This is a genomic window from Muricoccus roseus (genome assembly GCF_900141905.1).
Taxonomy (GTDB): Bacteria; Pseudomonadota; Alphaproteobacteria; order Acetobacterales; family Acetobacteraceae; genus Roseomonas; species Roseomonas rosea.
This window is the reverse complement of the sequence record NZ_FQZF01000007.1, coordinates 77614-93022: the sequence shown is the minus strand read 5'-3', so window position 1 is coordinate 93022 and position 15409 is coordinate 77614. Positions and strand designations below refer to the sequence as shown.

Sequence of the window (15409 nt, the reverse complement as noted above, 5' to 3'; positions counted from 1 at the left end):
TCCAAACTCGAAGAAAAAGAAGAAGGTGAGGGGTCCGGGGAGAGGAAGAATTCTTTCTTCCTCTCCCCGGGGACAGACCGCCCGCTCAGAACAGATGCCGTTCCAGCGCCCCCAGCGTCGCCCCGGGAGCCTCCAGCTTCGCCAGGTGCCCCACGCCCTCCTGCACCCGCATCACCGCGCCCGGGATGGCCTTCGCCATGGCACGGCTGACCTCGGGCGGGTTCACCCGGTCCTCGCTGCCCACCAGGATGAGGGTGGGGGTGGCGATGCGGGGCGCGAAGTCCAGCGTGTCCGTCACGTCGCTCGCGCGGGCGGAGCGGAGCAGGCCTTTGGCGTGGGTGGCGGAGAGGGTGTCGCGCACCCATTCCCCCACGCTGTCCGGCGTTCCGGGGGCGACGAGGTTCCGCCAGCGTTCCCGGGCCAGGGCCATGCCCCCGCCCGCGATCGTATCCCGCCGCATGGCCAGCATCCGCTCGCGTTCGGCCTGCGGCTTCCAGCGTTGCCCGCGGGAGGAGCCGAGCAGGGCGAGGCGCCCGACCCGGGACGGGTATTCCGCGGCGATCACCGCGCCGATCATGGAGCCGAAGGAGGAGCCGACGAAATGCGCGCGCTCGACGCCCAAGGCATCCAGCAGGGCGACGGCCACGCGCGCGTAATCCGTCGCCAGCGGCGCCTCCGCGGCGAAATCGGCGGAGAGCCAGTAGCCCGGCGCGTTCCATGCGATGACGCGCGCGCGGCGCGCGAGGGCGGACAGGATGAAGCGCCAGCCGGTGGCGTTGGAGCCGATGCCATGCATCAGCAGCACCACCTCCGGCCCCGCCCCGGCCTCCATGTAGGACAGCCGGCCATGCTCGAGGCCGAGCGCGGCCGCGTCCAGCTCGGCGAAGCGCGTCTCGGGAAGGGGAGGGGCCTCGGTGCCGTCGGGATGGCGGATCACAGGCTCACCCAGCCCTCCGGCGGCGTCTTGCCCGGGTGGAGCGTGCCGCAATGTGGGCAGGTGCGCTTCTCCTCGCTGGCATAGAACTCGGCATAAAGGGGCGGCAGGTCCTTCACGATGTCCTTCACCACCAGTTCGATGCGATGCACCTTCCCGTTGCACGTGAAACAGTACCACTCGAAGGCGTCCTTCGCGCCCTCGGGCCGGCTGCCCTCTACCACGAGGCCGACCGAGCCCGGCATGGGGCGCTGCGGCGAATGCGGCACATGGGCCGGCAGCAGGAAGACCTGCCCCTCCCGGATTGGGATGTCCTGGATGCGCCCGTCCATATGCACCTTCAGCACCATGTCGCCGCGCAGCTGGTAGAAGAACTCCTCCACCGGGTCGTCGTGGAAATCCACGCGCTGGTTCGGGCCGCCGACGATCTGCACCACCGTCTGCGCATCCTCGAAGAGCAGCTTGTTGCCGACGGGCGGCTTCAGCAGGTGTTCGTTCTCGGCAATCCAGGCCTGGAAGTCGAAGGGCTTGCGCATCGGGTTCACTCCGCGGCCTGGCGGGTGGGGACCTTGAGGCCGCAGCCGGCGAAGGCGGCGCGGGTGGCGGCGCGCTCGGCATCGGTCAGCGGCAGCATGGGGCGGCGCACCGGGCCGCCGGCCTGCCCCAGCAGCTCCATCCAGTATTTCGTATGCGCCTGCGGCTTGCCGCCCGGCTTGGTGGAGCGGATGGCCTGCCGCACCGGGGCGAGGCTGTCGAACACCCGGCGCGCCTCCCCGGCCCGCCCGGCGAAGGCGAGATCCGTGTATTCGCGCATCCTCCTGTCCGCCGCCGTCTGCAGCATCGCGGGCGGGGAGGAGCAGAGATAGAGCCGCCAGCCCAGCTCCAGGATGTTGTCCAGCCATTCATCCTCGCTGGCCGTGCTGACCAGCAGCGCATCGCCGGCCCGGCGCGAGAGCTCCGCATACATCTCCCGCGGGACGGAGTACTTGATGGCCACCACGCCTGGGTTCTCCGCGATCCGCAGGCAGAGATCCGGGCTCATCAGGTAGCCGCTGTCCGGATGCGACCAGAGCGCGATGCCCAGCCGCGTCCGCTCGCTGATGTGGCGGTAGTACTCCACCAGCGTCTCGTCGCGGTCGTGCACGAAGTGCAGCACGGGGGCATGGACGACGATGAAGTCCGCCCCGCAGGCCTCGGCATGGGCGGCCAGCTCCAGCACCGTGTCCAGGTTCTGGTCCGAGCAGGACATGATCGTCCGCTTGCCCGTCTCCCGCGCCACCTCGGCCGCCAGGGTGAAGCTCCGCTTCCGCTCCTCCACGGACATGGAGAAGAACTCGCCCTGCTTCCCCGCCACGAAGACCCCGTCCACCCCCAGCTCGGTGAACCAGTGGCGGAGATTGGCGCGGAAACCGGCTTCGTCGAGCGAGAGGTCGGCCCGGAAGGGCGTGGGCGCCGCGCACCAGATCCCCCGCAGATGTTCCCGGGCGAAGCCCTTCGCCCCGGCCCGGTCATAGCTCCCGCTCATCGCCCGCCTCCCATGCTGGCGCGAAGCCTATCGGCAGGGGCGGGTGGCCGGAAAGCCTGCCCGAAGAGTTGAACCTTCCAATGTTGATGCCCGGCTTTCCACATTCCGCGTGCAACCCCGCCCCGCCGACGCCACTATGAGGGGGAGTGGAGGTGGCGTTGGACGCAATCAGGCTGCTGGTCGAGCTGGCGGGAGAGGCCGCCCTGCTACTCTTCGGGCTGCATCTCGTGCAGCGCGGGGTGGAGCGGGGGTTCGGCGCGAATCTGCGCCGCTTCGTGCGCGTGGCGCTCGGCTCGCGCCTACGCGCCTTCCTCGCCGGCCTCGGCGTCACCGCCGCCCTGCAGAGCAGCACCGCCGCCGCGCTGATGGTGGGCGGCCTCGCCGCCCAGGGCGCGCTGGGGCTGGAACCCGCCCTGGCCGCCATGCTGGGGGCCAATGTCGGCACCGCGCTGATCGTCCAGTTGCTCTCCTTCGACGTGCGCGCGGTGTTCCCCGCCCTCATGCTCCTGGGCTGGGCGGCCTATCGCCGCCCCGTCATCCGCCAGCGGGAGGCAGGGCGGGCCGTGATGGGCCTCGGCCTCATGCTCGCCGCCCTGCACCTGATGCTGGAGAGCATGGCCCCCCTCCAGGCCTCCCCCGCCTTCCGGGAGGTGCTGCACCTGCTCGAAGGCTCGCCCGCGCTGAACCTCATGGCAGCCGCGCTGCTCGCCTGGGCCATGCATTCCTCGGTGGCGGCGGTGCTGCTGGTCGGCTCCCTCGCCGGGGCCGGGGTGCTGGGCCCGCAGGCAGCGGTGGCCATGGTGGTGGGCGCCAATCTCGGCAGCGCCATCACCCCCGTGCTGGCCGCGCGGGGCGATACGCGGGACCTGTCGCGCCAGCGCATGCCCATCGGCAACCTGGTGAACCGGATGGCCGGCGCGGCGCTCGCCATGGCCCTGCTGGGGCCGCTGACCGAGGCGCTCCGCGCGCTCGATCCCGCCCCGGTGCGGCTGGTGGCCAATGCCCACCTCGCCTTCAACCTGATCCTGGCCGTGGCGACGCTGCCCCTCCTCGGCCCATTCGGGCGGCTGCTCACCCGCCTGCTGCCCGCCCCGCCCGCCGCCGCCGACGCGGCCGCCCCCCGCTACCTGGACCCCGAGGCCGTCTCCACCCCGGCCGTCGCCCTCTCCAACGCCGCGCGGGAGGTGCTGCGCATCGCGGATGAGGTGGAGGCCATGCTGCGCGACGCCTCCGCCGCCCTGCGCCGTGGCGACGCAGACCGCGCCAAGGCCACCGCCCGGCGCGACGACGTGGTGGACGGCCTGCACCGGGCGGTGCATGCGTACCTCGCCGGCCTGCCGCGCGAAGCCCTGGCCCAGCCGGAGGTGACGCGGCTGGAGGACATCCGCGACGTCGCCATCATCCTCGAGCATGTGGGGGACATGGTGGAACGCGGCCTGGCCCGCCACGCCACCCGCGCCGCCCGCCGCGGCACCGCCCTCCCACCCGACCTCGCGGAGGAACTGGCGGGGCTCCACCGCCGCGCCATCGCCCAGCTCCGCCTCGCGGTCGCGGTCTTCATGGGGCAGGACCCCGCCGCCGCACGCCAACTGGTGGTGGAGAAAGAGGCCTGGCGCCAGGCCGAGCGCGCTGCCGTGGCCCGGCTGGGCCGCAGCACCGACGAAGCCTCCGCCGCCACCGCGCGGCTGGCGCTGGACGTGACCCGCGACCTGAAGGCCATCGCCGGCCACCTCGCCGGCATCGCCCACCCGCTGCTGGAGCGAGAGGGCATGCTGCGCGTCAGCCGGCTTCGGGCAACGCCGGCTGCTTGAGGGTTCTGGGGGGCGGTCTGTCCCGGGGAGGGGAAGAAGGAATTCTTCCTCTCCCCGGACCCGTCGAAGGCAGTGCCTTCGACCCATCATCTTTTTCTATCAGTTGGAATCACGGGGCTGACGGTGCGCCTCGGGTCGATGACCCGAGGCGACTGCAAAGGCAGGATCAATCCCCTCCAACCAGGGACCCCTTCGATCCGGGGTATCCACGGCAGTCCGATGGGGTTCCAAGGGCCTCAGGCCCTTGGCGGGTGGAGGGCGGAGCCCTCCGTCTCTTACCGCCCCTCCAGAGCCGCCAGCAGCGCCGCCACCCGTTCCGGCGGCAGGCGGCGGAAGGAATCCGCCAGCCGGTTGGCCAGTTCCGTTGCCTCGGGCGTGAGCCCGCCCGCGTCCAGCACCACGCGTGGCCGCGAGATCTGCGCCAGGCGCCGTAGCTCGTCGGCGTCGTCCCAGATGAGGCCGAGATATTCGCAGACCTGGTGCACCAACCCGACGGAGGGCGCGCCGCGCCGCCCGTGTTCCAGCGCCGAGAGATAGGCGGAGGAGACCTGCATCGCCGCCGCCATCTGCGCCAGCGTCACGCCCCGCGCCTCGCGCCATTGCCGAAGCCGCGCGCCGAAGGGCGTCATGTCCGTGTGGGGACCGTCGGCGCTTCAGGAGGCGGCAAGGCCGAGCATGCGCCGGGCCTCGGACGGCGTCGCGGGGCGGCGGCCGTGGCGGGCCGCGGCCTCCACCGCCATCCGCACCAGCTCCGCATTCGAGGCGGCGAGGCGATCGCGCGAGACGCGGATGTTGTCCTCCAGCCCCGTGCGCACGCCTTGCGCGCCACGCGCCAGCGCCCATTCCATCACCCGCGCCTGGTTCACGCCAATCCCGGCGGCGGTCCAGCTGGCCTCCGGCAGCACGCGGCGCAGCTCGCCCAGCATCAGGTCCAGCAGATGTTCCTCGGCCGGCATGGCGTTCTTCACGCCCATCACGAACTGCACATGCGGGCGCGCGTTCATCAGCCCTTCCTGCAGCAGGCGCCGCGCGCCATGCAGGTGGGAAAGGTCGAAGATCTCGATCTCGGGCAGCACCCCGTTGTCGCGCATTCCCGTCGCCAGCTCCGTCACCAGCGCGGCCGGGTTCTCGTAGACGATGGTCGGGAAGTTCACCGACCCGGTGGAGAGCGAGGCCATGTCGGGCTTCAGCGGCAGGGAGGAGCCGCGCGCCGAGGGATCGCGCCCGCGCCCGCCCGTGGAGAACTGCACGATCATCCCGGGGCAGTGCTTCCGCACGCCCTCCTGCACCTGTGCGAAGAGCGCGGGGTCGGAGGAGGAGGATTCGTCGGGGTTGCGCACATGGATATGCACGAGCGAGGCCCCGGCCTCGAAGGCCTCATGCGTGGACTCCACCTGCTCCGCCGGGGTGACGGGAACGGCCGGATTGTCCTTCTTGCGCGGCACCGATCCGGTGATGGCGACCGCGACGACGACGGGATCCACGGTGCGTCCTCCTCTGACGAGCCGCGTGAGTGTAGGAAATCGAGGAGGCCGCGGCAAAAGGCCCCGCCGGCGTAGCGTATCTCCTTGGGCGCCGGCCTGTGCAGAATGCCCTGGGGGGCCAGGGCCGGCGCAGACCGGGCGACCCCCGGAAACGGGAAGAACGAGATCCAGGAATGCTGAACCGTCGCCAAACCCTGGCGCTGGCGGGCCTGTCCGCCGGCGCCCTGCTGCCGCGCGCCGCACGCGCAGCCTGGCCCGAAAGGCCGCTCCGCGTCGTCGTGCCCTATGCGGCCGGCGGCAATATCGATGTCGTCAGCCGCCTCCTCGCCCCCGCGCTGTCCGAACGGCTGGGCCAGCCCGTGGTGGTGGATAACCGCCCCGGCGCCGGCGGCAGCCTCGGCGCGGAGCAGGTGGCCCGCGCGGCCGCGGATGGCTACACGCTGCTCGCCGGCTCCAACGGCCCCATCACGGTGAACCCGCTGGTGCAGGCGCGCCTGCCCTATGAGCCGCTGCGCGACTTCGCTCCCGTCGCGCTGGTGAATGCCGTGCCGCTGGTGCTGATGGTCACCAACGGCACCCGTGCCGCCACGGTGGCGGATGCCGTCGGACTCTCGAAGGCCGAGCCTGGCGGCTTCACCACCGGCACGCCGGGCGCGGGCAGCACCGCGCATCTGACTCTGGAGCTGTTCAACAGCGCGACCGGCGCCGCATTGGTCCATGTGCCCTATCGCGGCGGTGGCGCCATCGTGCCGGATTTCCTCGCCGGCAACGTCCGCGCGATGTTCACCGAATTCTCCACCGCCCTGCCTCTGCACAAGGACGGCAAGGGCCGCATCCTCGCCATCGCCTCCGTGCGTCGCTCGCCGTTGCTGCCGGAGGTCCCGACCTTTACCGAGGCAGGGCTGCCGGATTTCGTCGCCGCCAGCTATTGCGGCTTGCTCGCCCCGCGCGCAACGCCCGCCCCCGTGCTCGCCGCGCTGCGGGACGCGATCGCCGCCGCGACCGACGATCCGGCGATCCGGGCGAAGCTGGAGGGGCTGGGCTCGGAGATCGCCTCCGGCCCCGAGCAGACGCCGGAGGGCTTCACCGCCTTCCTGAGGCGCCAGGCCGCCGATGCGAAGCGCGCCGCCGACCTCGCGGGGATCAAGCCGGAATGAGCGCGCCCGATCCACGCGTCCCGCCCGGCGCCTGCGACTGCCACTGCCATGTCTTCGGCCCCGCCGCGCGCTTCCCCTATGCCGAACCGCGCTCCTACACGCCGGAGGACGCGACGCTGGAGGACTACCTCGCCCTGCTGGACCGGCTGGGCCTGGCGCGCGGCGTCATCGTCCAGCCCAGCGCCTATGACCGCGACAACCGCGCGACGCTCGATGCCCTTCGCCGCGCGCCGGAGCGGCTGCGCGGCGTGGGCGTCGGCGGCGCGGAGCTGACCCCGGCCATCCTGCGCGAATGGCACGAGGCCGGCATCCGTGGTCTGCGCGCGAACGAATACCGCCGGGCCGGCCAGGCCGCTTATCACGGCGGCGTCCGCCTGGACGAGATCGAGCCCCTCGCGCCGCTGATGGCCGAGATGGGCTGGCACCTCCAGCTCTGGATCGATGCGGCGGACCTGCCGGCGCTGCTGCCGCGCCTCGCGGCGCTCGGGCTTCCGGTCGTGGTGGACCATATGGGCCGCCTGCACCACAGCCGCGGCACGCGGGACCCGGGCTTCGAGGCCCTGCGCCAGGGCGTGGCGGAAGGGCGGCTCTGGGCGAAGCTCTCCGGCACCTACCGCCTCGGCGCCACGGCGCCCGACTATGCGGAGGCCCGTCCCTTCCATGACGCACTGGTCGCCGCCAATCCGGATAACCTCGTCTGGGGCACGGACTGGCCGCACCCGCGCCCGGAAGGCGGGGTGCCGGATCCGGCCCGGTTGCTGGAGGTGTTCCTGGACTGGACGGACGAGCAGGCCCGGGATCGCATCCTCACCCGCAACCCGGCGCGGCTCTACGGCTTCCCGCCCGTCGCGCCATGAGGAAGGGGCGGGGCGGGCGAAGCCCTTCCCGCCCCTACTCCACGAAGGCGATCCAGCGCCCCGCCAGCACGGCGCCGGCCCAGATCAGCAGGGACAGCACCGCCGCAACCCGGACCGGCCAGCCCACCGCCCCGCCCGCCAGCGCCTGCCGCCACCCGGTCCCCAGCTTCAGCACCAGCACATTCGCCAGCCCCGCCACCACCAGCCCCAGCTCACCAGGAAGGCGGGGTTGGCGGCATAGCCCGCGGGGCGGACGGTGAAGATCAGGAACCCCGTCACCAGCGCCAGCCCCAGCCCGATCGCGGCCATCCGCACCAGCGGCGGCCCCAGCACGGTCAGCGGCGCCTGCCGGAAGGCCCCCAGCACGCGCAGGTCCAGCGTGAAGATCGCGCCCACGAGAAGCCCGATCCCGAGGATATGGGCCGCATTGGCCAGCGGGTAGAGCGCCGGCGATTGCCGCAGCGCGACGGCCACCGGCCACCCTGCCAGGGCCTGCAAAGGGTCCAAGGCTTCAGCCGCCCTGGATGCGCTCCGGATAGATATCGAAGCGCCGGTCGCCGACCGTCACCCGCACCGCCTTCAACCGGCGCTCGCTGCTGTTCTGGGAGCGGTTCCCGCGCGCGACGATGCGGTCGCCCGGCTTGGCCACGCCCTCCACGAAGCCGGCGCGCTGCGTCTGGGAGGGATTTCCGAGCTCCACCGTCCAAAGGCCATCCGGCGTTTCCACGCGCAGGGTCGGGTGCGGCGGGGCGATGGTCACCTCGCGGATGGTGCCGGTCAGCTCCGTCTGCTCGCCTTCCGCCCAGCCCCAGCCGTGATGCGCGGCCGCTCCCTTGGCGACCAGCGCCATCGCAGTCGCGCCCAGCAATGCCCGTCGGTCCATGGATGCCTCCCTGCTCATGACAGGACGTTCATCCAGCCAGGCCCACGCATCCAGTGACAAATTGCGGCGCCGGCCCCTACCGCCTGCGCCGCAGAAGGAGATGCACCGCCCCCGTATTGGCCCGGTGCGGATGCGCGGCCCCCAGGATCAGCGGCCGCACGGAGGGCAGGTTCAGCCAGTGCGGCAGTTCCCGCCTGAGGATCCCGCCCTCGCCGCTGCCCTTGCCCGTCACGATCGCCACGCAGCGCACCCCATCCGCATGGGCCCCGCGCAGGAAGGCGATGGTGGCGCCATGGGCCTCCTCCGCGCGCCGGCCATGCAGGTCCAGGGTGCGCTCGGGCCGGGTCTTGCCGCGCCGCAGGTCGCGCCACCGCTTGTCATCCATCCCCGCGCCGGGCTGGCCCACCGCCACGGGCGGCACGGTGGGCGGCCCCTTCGGGCGCGGCGGCGCCGGCGCCCCGGCGGGGGCCGGGGCCGGCTCGGGCAGCGGCGCGGACGGCGGCGGCGGCGCCTCCCGCCCCGGCAGCGCCTCCACCGCGTTCAGCGAGAGATAGGCGTGCCACAGCGCCCTTTCGGAAGCCGAGACGATGCGAGGCCGGCGGGCCATCAGTCCGCCGGGTTGGCGATCTCGCCCGGCCGCGCCACGGGTTCCCGCGCCGCGAGGGGGCGCGGATCGGCAACCTCCGAAAGGGTGGTGCGGGCGGCGGGCTCGTCCTCCACCAGCACCACATGCAGCCGGCGCGGGCCATGCGCGCCCAGCTCCAGCGTCTGCTCGATATCGGCCGAACGCGAAGGTCCGGTCACGAACATGATGTTGCGCGGCATGAAGCCGCCCGAGGGCTCCGCGCCGCCGCGCTCGGCCCGCAGCCGGTCCCAGGCCTCCTCATAGGCGCCGACGATCGCGGAGGCGCGGACCACCGCGATCTCCGTCTCCGGCAGCAGGTTCAGCGTCGTCGGGCGCGAGGGATCGGAGGGGAAGAGCAGCGTCCCCGTCTCCGCCACCGCCGCCCAGACATGCTGCACGGACACCGCGTCATCCGCCCGCGCCCGCCGCGTCTCGAAGCGCAGCATCGGCCGGTCCGGCCAGGGCAGCGCGGTCAGCTCCGGATGCGGCGCCATGACGAAGCGCGGCTCCAGGTTCTGCGCCGCCAGGTAATCCGACACGGCGGCGGGGACGGAGGCGGCATCCGGCACGCGCTCCACCGTCCCGAACTCCTTCTCCACGTTCTTCACGAAGAGCGCGATCTGCTCGGGCCGCGACACGCGGGAGCGCGCGGGGATGAGGTGGCGCGGATGCGTCGCCAGCCGGCCATCCAGCATCGCCTTCTGGTCCGCCGGCAGCGGCCCGCGCTTCAGCCCGCGCCGGATGGCGCCGAGGATCTCGTCGCGGCTGCTCATCGCCGCCTCTGCGTCGCGGCATAGCGCGCCATGAAGGTTCCCCCAGGCTCCGGCGCCGGAAGGTCGCGCCCCCTGGTCCACCCACCAGCCAGGGGCAGGCTGCGGAAGCGCCCGGACCCGCGGCCGAGCAGCGCCAGCGCGCCCATGCCCAGGCGCGAGGCCGCGCGATACCAGCCTGGCCGACGCGCGAACCAGGCCCAGACGCCCAGCCCGCGGCGGATGGTGGAAGGCGTGAGGTGGCGCTCGAACTCCCGCTCCCGCCAATGCCGCATCATCTTCGGCAGCGGGATCTTCACCGGGCACACGCTTTCGCAGCGCCCGCAGAAGGTGGAGGCGTTGGGCAGGTGGCCGGACTTCTCCACGCCCACCAGCGAAGGCGTCAGCACGCTGCCCATCGGCCCCGGATAGACCCAGCCATAGGCATGGCCACCCGTCACGCCATAGACGGGGCAGTGGTTCATGCAGGCCGCGCAGCGGATGCAGCGCAGCATCTCCTGGAACTCGGTGCCCACCATGTTGGAGCGGCCGTTGTCGATCAGCACCACATGGTACGCCTCGGGCCCGTCCAGGTCCTCCGCGCGCCGCACGCCGGTGGAGAAGGTGGTGTAGACCGAGAAATCCTGCCCCGTCGCGCTGCGGGCCAGCAGGCGCAGCAGCGACGTGCAGTCCTCCAGCGTCGGCACCACCTTCTCGATGCTCGCCAGCGCGATATGCACGCGCGGCAGCGTCTGCGTCAGGTCGCCATTCCCTTCATTCGTCACGATGACGGAGGAACCCGTCTCGGCGATGAGGAAGTTCGCGCCGGTGATGCCGACATCGGCGGCCAGGAAGCGCTCCCGCAGCTTCTGCCGCGCCTCCACCATGATGTCCCGCCGCTCGTGGAACACGCGGTCCTTCGGCAGGTCGGTATGCGCGGCGCGGAAGCGCTGCTCCCAATCCTCGCGGTTCAGATGGAAGGCGGGGGCGATGATGTGGGAGGGCGGCTCGTTCACCAGCTGCAGAATATATTCGCCCAGGTCGGTCTCGACCGGCGTGATCCCGTTCGCCTCCAGATGCTCGTTGATCCCGATCTCCTCCGAGATCATGGACTTGCCCTTGGTCACCGTCCGCGCATCGGCTTCGCGGCAGATCCCCAGCACGGTGGCCCGCGCCTCCGCCGCGTCCCGGCACCAGTGCACCTGGCCGCCATTGGCCACCACGTTGCGCTCGAACACCTCGAGATAGTGGTCCAGGTTCGCGAGGGTGTGGTTCTTGATGTCCCGCCCGATCTCCCGCAGCCGCTCGAATTCCGGCAGGGCGGCCACGGCCGTGCTGCGCTTGGAATGAAAGCCGGAGCCGCCGCGCTTGAGCGCCTTCTGCAGCCCCGGATCGGCCAGGGCCCGGGCGGCGCGACGCTTGAAGTCAGGGGAGGTGAGCGCGACCATGCCCCCTATCTAGCGCGCCGGTCCCCGGCGTGAAATGCCCCGGTGGTGCGGGATTTGCTTGCAAATCCTCGCACCTGGCCTTTCCGAGAGTACCCCATGCACCGCCGCTCCCTCCTCGCCGCCACCTCCCTCCTGGCGGCGCCCGCCCTTGCCCCGGGCCTGGCCCGCGCCCAGGGCGCCAGCCGCGCCGGCACCCTCCGCGTGGTGCCGGAGACGCTGACCACCATCCTGGACCCGCATTTCACCACCAGCTTCACCACGCGGGACTTCTCCTACCTCGTCTACGACACGCTGCTGGCGGTGAACGACAAGTGGGAACCCACCCTCCAGATGGCCGAGCGCTGGGAGGTGAGCCCGGACGGCATGGAATACCGCTTCACCCTGCGGGAAGGGCTCCTCTTCCACGACAACACGCCCGTCACCGGCGAGGACTGCGCCGCCAGCCTGCGCCGCTGGGGCCAGCGCGATGCCCTGGGCAGCGTCATGCTGCGCGCCACCGAAACCCTGGATGCCCCGGATGCGCGCACGGTGCGCATCAAGCTGAAGCAGCCCTTCGGCCTCGTCCTTCAGGCCCTGTCCAAGCCCGGCGCCATGGTGCCGATGATCATGCCCAAGCGTCTGGCCGAGACGCCGCCGAACCGCCCGGTGACCGAGCCCATCGGCTCCGGCCCCTACCGGTTCGTGGCCGCCGAATACCGCCCGGGCGACCGCATCGTGCTGGTGCGGCATGAAGGCTACAGGCCGCGCGCCGAGCCCTCCGTCTGGGCCAGCGGCGCCAAGCGCCCGACCTTCGACCGCGTCGAGCTGATCGCCATGCCCGACGTGTCGAGCCAGGTGAGCGCCCTCTCCACCGGCGAGGTGGACTATCTGGAGCGCCTGCCGGCCGATGTCCTGCCCCTCCTCCGCCGCAACCGGGAGGTGAAGGTGCAGGTCGTCTCCCCCTTCGGCTATCAGGGCATCCTGCGCTTCAACCACCTCCTGCCGCCCTTCAACGACGTGCGGGTGCGCCGCGCCGTGATGATGGCGGTGGATCAGGCCGACTACCTCCCCGGCGTCGCCGGCCTGCCCGAATACGCGCGCGAATGCCGCTCCATGCTCGGCTGCGGCACGCCCTATGAGACGACCGCCGGCATGCCGCCGAAGCCCGACATGGAAGGCGCCAAGCGCCTGCTGCGCGAAAGCGGCGTGGACCTCTCCAGGCCCGTGGTGATCATCCACCCCGCCGACGCGCCGGGCATCGCGGCCCTCGGCCTCGTCACCCAGGACCTGCTGACGAAGCTCGGCTTCACGGTGGACCTGCAGAGCATGGACCTGAACACCTTCTTCGGCCGCCGCGCGCGCCCGGAGGGCTGGAACGTCTTCCACACCACCGCCACCGTGCCGGACATGCAGACGCCCCTGCAGAACTCCTACATGGAAGCCGCGGGCGCCCCGAACGGCTTCGCCGGCTGGCCGAAGGACGAGCAGGTGCAGGCCGACCGCGCCGCCTTCGCCGCGACGTCGTCGGAGGCCGAGCGCAAGCAGCTGGCCGAGAAGATCCAGGCCCGCGCGGCGGAGCAGGGCTTCTACATGCCCCTCGGCCAGTTCGTCGCCGCCTCCGCCTGGCGCGCGGAGCTGAACGACGTGCCGATGGGCCCGGCCATGTTCCTCTGGAACATCCGGCGGGGCCGCTGATGCTCAACCTCTCCGACTGGCTCGACCTGGTCCCCAAGGTCGAGCTGCACTGCCACATCGCCGGCGCCATGCGCGCCACCACCCTGCATGAGATCGCCACCGCGAACGGCGTGCGCCTGCCGCGCCCGGCGGAAACCCTCTACCAGTGGCCCGACTTCTACGGCTTCCTCGAAGTCCTCCGCCTCGGCGCCCTCGCCGTGCGCCGGCGGGAGGATTTCGAGCGCGTTGCCTATGAGTGCATCGAGGACATGCACCGCCACGGCAACGCAAGGCATGTCGAGATCTTCTTCAACCCGCACTATTACACGCCCAATGGCGCGACCTACCCGCTGATCGCGGACGGGCTGGCGGCGGGGCTGGAACGGGCCGAGCGCGACTTCGGCGTCTCCTCCCTGATGATCGCCTGCATCGACCGCAGCGTCTGCCTTCCCAGCGAGGCGCTGCAGATGCTGGACTGGATGGCCTCCCACCCCCATCCGCACGTGGTCGGCATCGGCCTCGATGGCGCGGAGCGGGCCGGTCCCCCGCTGGTCTGGGTGGAGGCCTGGCGCCGCGCCGGCCGCGCCGGCCTGCACCGCACCGCCCATGTCTGCGAGGATAACCAGACCCTCTTCGAAGGCCCGCCCGCCCATATCACCCACTGCCGCGACGCCCTGGGCTGCGACCGGCTGGACCACGGCTACAACATGCTCGCGGACCCCGCGATCGTGGAGCGCATGGCGCGGGAGGGCACGCCCTTCACCATGGCCTGCTGGTCCTCCATCCTGCCCAACCGCATCCCCCGCCTGGACCGCATCCGCCGCATGGCCGAGGCGGGGCTGAACATCGTGCTGGGCACCGACGACCCGACCATGTTCGCCACCACCATCGGCCATTCCTGGCGGCAGGTGTTCCACCACACCGGCTGGGGCATCCCGGAAGCCCGCCGCCTGAGCCTGGCCGGGGTGGAGGCCTCCTGGCTGCCGCCAGACCGCAAGGCCGCCCTGCGCGCCGAATTCGAGGCGGCGCTGGATGCGCTGGAACCCGCGCTGGACCCCGCGGACCGCAAGCTGGACCTGGCGATCGAACGGCCGCGGCCGGCCTGGGGGTGAGCCGGAGGGCTCTGCCCTCCACCCGCCAAGGGCCTGAGGCCCTTGGAACCCCGTTTGACTGCCGTGGATACCCTGATCGAAGGGGTCTCCGGTTTAGGGTGCCCTTCCTGCGTTTGCAGTCGCCTGAGGTCGTGGACCTCAGGCGCACCGACAGCCGAGTGAATCCAAACTCGAAGAAAAAGATGATGGTCGAAGGCACTGCCTTCGACGGGTCCGGGGAGAGGAAGAATTCCTTCTTCCTCTCCCCGGGGACAGACCGCCACCCCAGAACAAGCGGGCCGCTTGCGCCCCGGGGCCACTCGGCTAGAGTCGGAAAAGCACGGCGGATCAGGATCTTGGATGGCAGCGCCTTCTCCTGGGGAAAGCGGGGCGGGCGGCCAGCGCGAGGTGGGCGCGGTGGTCCATGCCATCGGGATCCTGCGTCACCTTTCCACCGCCACCGCTCCGCTGGGCGTGGCGGCCATTGCGCGCGGCACCGGCATCAGCGTCAGCACCTGCTTCAACATCCTGCGCACTCTGGCGCGCGCGCGTTTCGTCACCTTCCGGGAGGCGGACAAGACCTATGCGCTCGGCCTGGCGGTGGCGGAGCTGGCGGCGGGCTTCCTCGGCGTCAGCCATGCCGAGCTGATCCGGCCGGAGCTGCAGCGCCTGGCCCTGAAATACGGGATGCTCGTCGTCCTCTGGCGCGTGACGGAGGACGGCCACATCGTGCTGATCGACCGCGCGCACAGCCCCACCGGCGTGCGGGTGGAGATGTCGGCCGGCATTCGCCTGCCCATGCTGATCGGCGCCGTGGGCCGCTGCGTCGCCGCCGCGCTGGACCTGCCCGAGGCCGAGCTGCGCCGCCGCTTCGCCGGGCTGCGCTGGCAGTCCCCGCCCAGCTTCGAATCCTACCTCGCGGACACCAAGGCCGCGCGGGACGAGGGATGGAGCATGGATGACGGCCATCTCTATCGCGGCTTGGTCACCGTCGCCTCCCTGGTGAAGGACCAGGCGGGCCAGCCCCGCTTCGGCCTCAGCGGCATCACCATCGCCGCCCAGCATGAGGCCGCGGTCTTCCCCGCGCTGGGCGAGGAGCTGCGTGAGCTGGCCGGGCTGGCCGGCCGGACCCTTTTTCCGGCTCCGGCTGTCATTCGGAATGGTGAATAGCATTCCCGATTTGGAATGACAT

Annotated in this window: 17 protein-coding genes; 6 read left to right on the top strand and 11 right to left on the bottom strand. The window is 71.7% G+C overall.

Features of this window, described 5'->3' with window-relative positions:
* Positions 1-85 precede the first annotated feature (85 nt).
* From BUB97_RS07435 to BUB97_RS07425, 3 genes are read right to left on the bottom strand one after another with little or no spacing between them, the layout of a single operon-like run.
* Positions 86-937 (bottom strand): alpha/beta fold hydrolase, encoded by an 852-nt coding sequence (locus tag BUB97_RS07435; RefSeq protein WP_086061980.1) that lies wholly within the window; start codon positions 935-937, stop codon positions 86-88.
* Positions 934-1470 carry a 3-hydroxyanthranilate 3,4-dioxygenase gene (locus BUB97_RS07430; RefSeq protein ID WP_073133203.1) on the bottom strand — a complete coding sequence of 179 codons (537 nt, stop codon included), beginning with the start codon at positions 1468-1470 and terminating at the stop codon, positions 934-936. Before BUB97_RS07430 ends, BUB97_RS07435 begins: the two co-directional genes overlap by 4 nt.
* A 5-nt stretch (positions 1471-1475) precedes the next feature.
* A complete protein-coding gene (locus tag BUB97_RS07425) occupies positions 1476-2459 on the bottom strand; it encodes a dihydrodipicolinate synthase family protein (protein WP_073133201.1) in 984 nt (327 codons plus the stop codon).
* Positions 2460-2617: 158 nt separating this feature from the next.
* Between BUB97_RS07425 and BUB97_RS07420 the strand changes: the two genes are divergently transcribed.
* Positions 2618-4270, top strand: a complete 1653-nt coding sequence (locus BUB97_RS07420) for a Na/Pi cotransporter family protein (RefSeq protein ID WP_073133199.1) — start codon at positions 2618-2620, stop codon at positions 4268-4270.
* A gap of 275 nt (positions 4271-4545) precedes the next feature.
* On the opposite strand, the gene BUB97_RS07415 is transcribed toward BUB97_RS07420, so the two are convergent.
* Positions 4546-4899 (bottom strand): helix-turn-helix domain-containing protein, encoded by a 354-nt coding sequence (locus BUB97_RS07415; protein ID WP_073133197.1) that lies wholly within the window; start codon positions 4897-4899, stop codon positions 4546-4548.
* Between the two features lie 24 nt (positions 4900-4923).
* Positions 4924-5754 (bottom strand): 3-oxoadipate:acetyl-CoA acetyltransferase, encoded by an 831-nt coding sequence (locus BUB97_RS07410; protein WP_073133195.1) that lies wholly within the window; start codon positions 5752-5754, stop codon positions 4924-4926.
* 173 nt (positions 5755-5927) lie between these two features.
* Between BUB97_RS07410 and BUB97_RS07405 the strand changes: the two genes are divergently transcribed.
* Both BUB97_RS07405 and BUB97_RS07400 read left to right on the top strand, forming a co-directional pair.
* Positions 5928-6911 (top strand): Bug family tripartite tricarboxylate transporter substrate binding protein, encoded by a 984-nt coding sequence (locus BUB97_RS07405; protein ID WP_217659593.1) that lies wholly within the window; start codon positions 5928-5930, stop codon positions 6909-6911.
* Complete coding sequence (locus tag BUB97_RS07400) at positions 6908-7768, top strand: amidohydrolase family protein (protein WP_073133192.1); 861 nt, start codon at positions 6908-6910, stop codon at positions 7766-7768. Before BUB97_RS07405 ends, BUB97_RS07400 begins: the two co-directional genes overlap by 4 nt.
* Before the next feature lie 34 nt (positions 7769-7802).
* Here the strand turns inward: BUB97_RS07400 and BUB97_RS26775 are convergent, their stop codons facing one another.
* From BUB97_RS26775 to BUB97_RS07375, 6 genes are all read right to left on the bottom strand, one after another.
* Positions 7803-7943 (bottom strand): hypothetical protein, encoded by a 141-nt coding sequence (locus tag BUB97_RS26775; protein ID WP_245818222.1) that lies wholly within the window; start codon positions 7941-7943, stop codon positions 7803-7805.
* Entirely contained in the window at positions 7937-8275 is a 339-nt protein-coding gene (locus tag BUB97_RS07395) for a hypothetical protein (protein WP_245818221.1), read from the bottom strand. Before BUB97_RS07395 ends, BUB97_RS26775 begins: the two co-directional genes overlap by 7 nt.
* A gap of 4 nt (positions 8276-8279) precedes the next feature.
* Positions 8280-8651: a DUF6152 family protein gene (locus tag BUB97_RS07390; protein WP_175562578.1), complete on the bottom strand. Its 372-nt coding sequence runs from the start codon at positions 8649-8651 to the stop codon at positions 8280-8282.
* A 76-nt stretch (positions 8652-8727) separates the two neighbouring features.
* A complete protein-coding gene (locus BUB97_RS07385; RefSeq protein WP_073133188.1) occupies positions 8728-9258 on the bottom strand; it encodes a Smr/MutS family protein in 531 nt (176 codons plus the stop codon).
* The gene (locus BUB97_RS07380) at positions 9258-10049 is read right to left on the bottom strand and encodes a LutC/YkgG family protein (RefSeq protein ID WP_073133186.1); all 792 of its coding nucleotides are present in this window, start codon (positions 10047-10049) and stop codon (positions 9258-9260) included. Before BUB97_RS07380 ends, BUB97_RS07385 begins: the two co-directional genes overlap by 1 nt.
* Complete coding sequence (locus BUB97_RS07375) at positions 10046-11473, bottom strand: lactate utilization protein B (RefSeq protein ID WP_073133184.1); 1428 nt, start codon at positions 11471-11473, stop codon at positions 10046-10048. The genes BUB97_RS07380 and BUB97_RS07375 overlap by 4 nt, the downstream gene beginning before the upstream one ends.
* 96 nt (positions 11474-11569) lie before the next feature.
* Here BUB97_RS07375 and BUB97_RS07370 point away from each other — a divergent pair, with 96 nt between their 5' ends.
* The 3 genes from BUB97_RS07370 (at position 11570) to BUB97_RS07360 (ending at position 15387) form a co-directional block, all read left to right on the top strand.
* Positions 11570-13147 (top strand): ABC transporter substrate-binding protein, encoded by a 1578-nt coding sequence (locus BUB97_RS07370; RefSeq protein ID WP_073133182.1) that lies wholly within the window; start codon positions 11570-11572, stop codon positions 13145-13147.
* Entirely contained in the window at positions 13147-14238 is a 1092-nt protein-coding gene (add, locus tag BUB97_RS07365) for an adenosine deaminase (protein WP_073133180.1), read from the top strand. The genes BUB97_RS07370 and add overlap by 1 nt, the downstream gene beginning before the upstream one ends.
* A gap of 339 nt (positions 14239-14577) precedes the next feature.
* Positions 14578-15387: an IclR family transcriptional regulator gene (locus BUB97_RS07360; protein WP_073133178.1), complete on the top strand. Its 810-nt coding sequence runs from the start codon at positions 14578-14580 to the stop codon at positions 15385-15387.
* Positions 15388-15409 lie beyond the last annotated feature (22 nt).

What these genes read in the sequence shown, in the direction of transcription:
- BUB97_RS07430 (WP_073133203.1), bottom strand. Translation starts at nt 1,470, where the DNA reads ATGCGCAAGCCCTTCGACTTCCAGGCCTGGATTGCCGAGAACGAACAC.
- BUB97_RS07425 (WP_073133201.1), bottom strand. Translation starts at nt 2,459, where the DNA reads ATGAGCGGGAGCTATGACCGGGCCGGGGCGAAGGGCTTCGCCCGGGAA.
- BUB97_RS07415 (WP_073133197.1), bottom strand. Translation starts at nt 4,899, where the DNA reads ATGACGCCCTTCGGCGCGCGGCTTCGGCAATGGCGCGAGGCGCGGGGC.
- BUB97_RS07405 (WP_217659593.1), top strand. Translation starts at nt 5,928, where the DNA reads ATGCTGAACCGTCGCCAAACCCTGGCGCTGGCGGGCCTGTCCGCCGGC.
- BUB97_RS07400 (WP_073133192.1), top strand. Translation starts at nt 6,908, where the DNA reads ATGAGCGCGCCCGATCCACGCGTCCCGCCCGGCGCCTGCGACTGCCAC.
- BUB97_RS07390 (WP_175562578.1), bottom strand. Translation starts at nt 8,651, where the DNA reads ATGGACCGACGGGCATTGCTGGGCGCGACTGCGATGGCGCTGGTCGCC.
- BUB97_RS07385 (WP_073133188.1), bottom strand. Translation starts at nt 9,258, where the DNA reads ATGGCCCGCCGGCCTCGCATCGTCTCGGCTTCCGAAAGGGCGCTGTGG.
- BUB97_RS07380 (WP_073133186.1), bottom strand. Translation starts at nt 10,049, where the DNA reads ATGAGCAGCCGCGACGAGATCCTCGGCGCCATCCGGCGCGGGCTGAAG.
- BUB97_RS07375 (WP_073133184.1), bottom strand. Translation starts at nt 11,473, where the DNA reads ATGGTCGCGCTCACCTCCCCTGACTTCAAGCGTCGCGCCGCCCGGGCC.
- BUB97_RS07370 (WP_073133182.1), top strand. Translation starts at nt 11,570, where the DNA reads ATGCACCGCCGCTCCCTCCTCGCCGCCACCTCCCTCCTGGCGGCGCCC.
- add (WP_073133180.1), top strand. Translation starts at nt 13,147, where the DNA reads ATGCTCAACCTCTCCGACTGGCTCGACCTGGTCCCCAAGGTCGAGCTG.
- BUB97_RS07360 (WP_073133178.1), top strand. Translation starts at nt 14,578, where the DNA reads ATGGCAGCGCCTTCTCCTGGGGAAAGCGGGGCGGGCGGCCAGCGCGAG.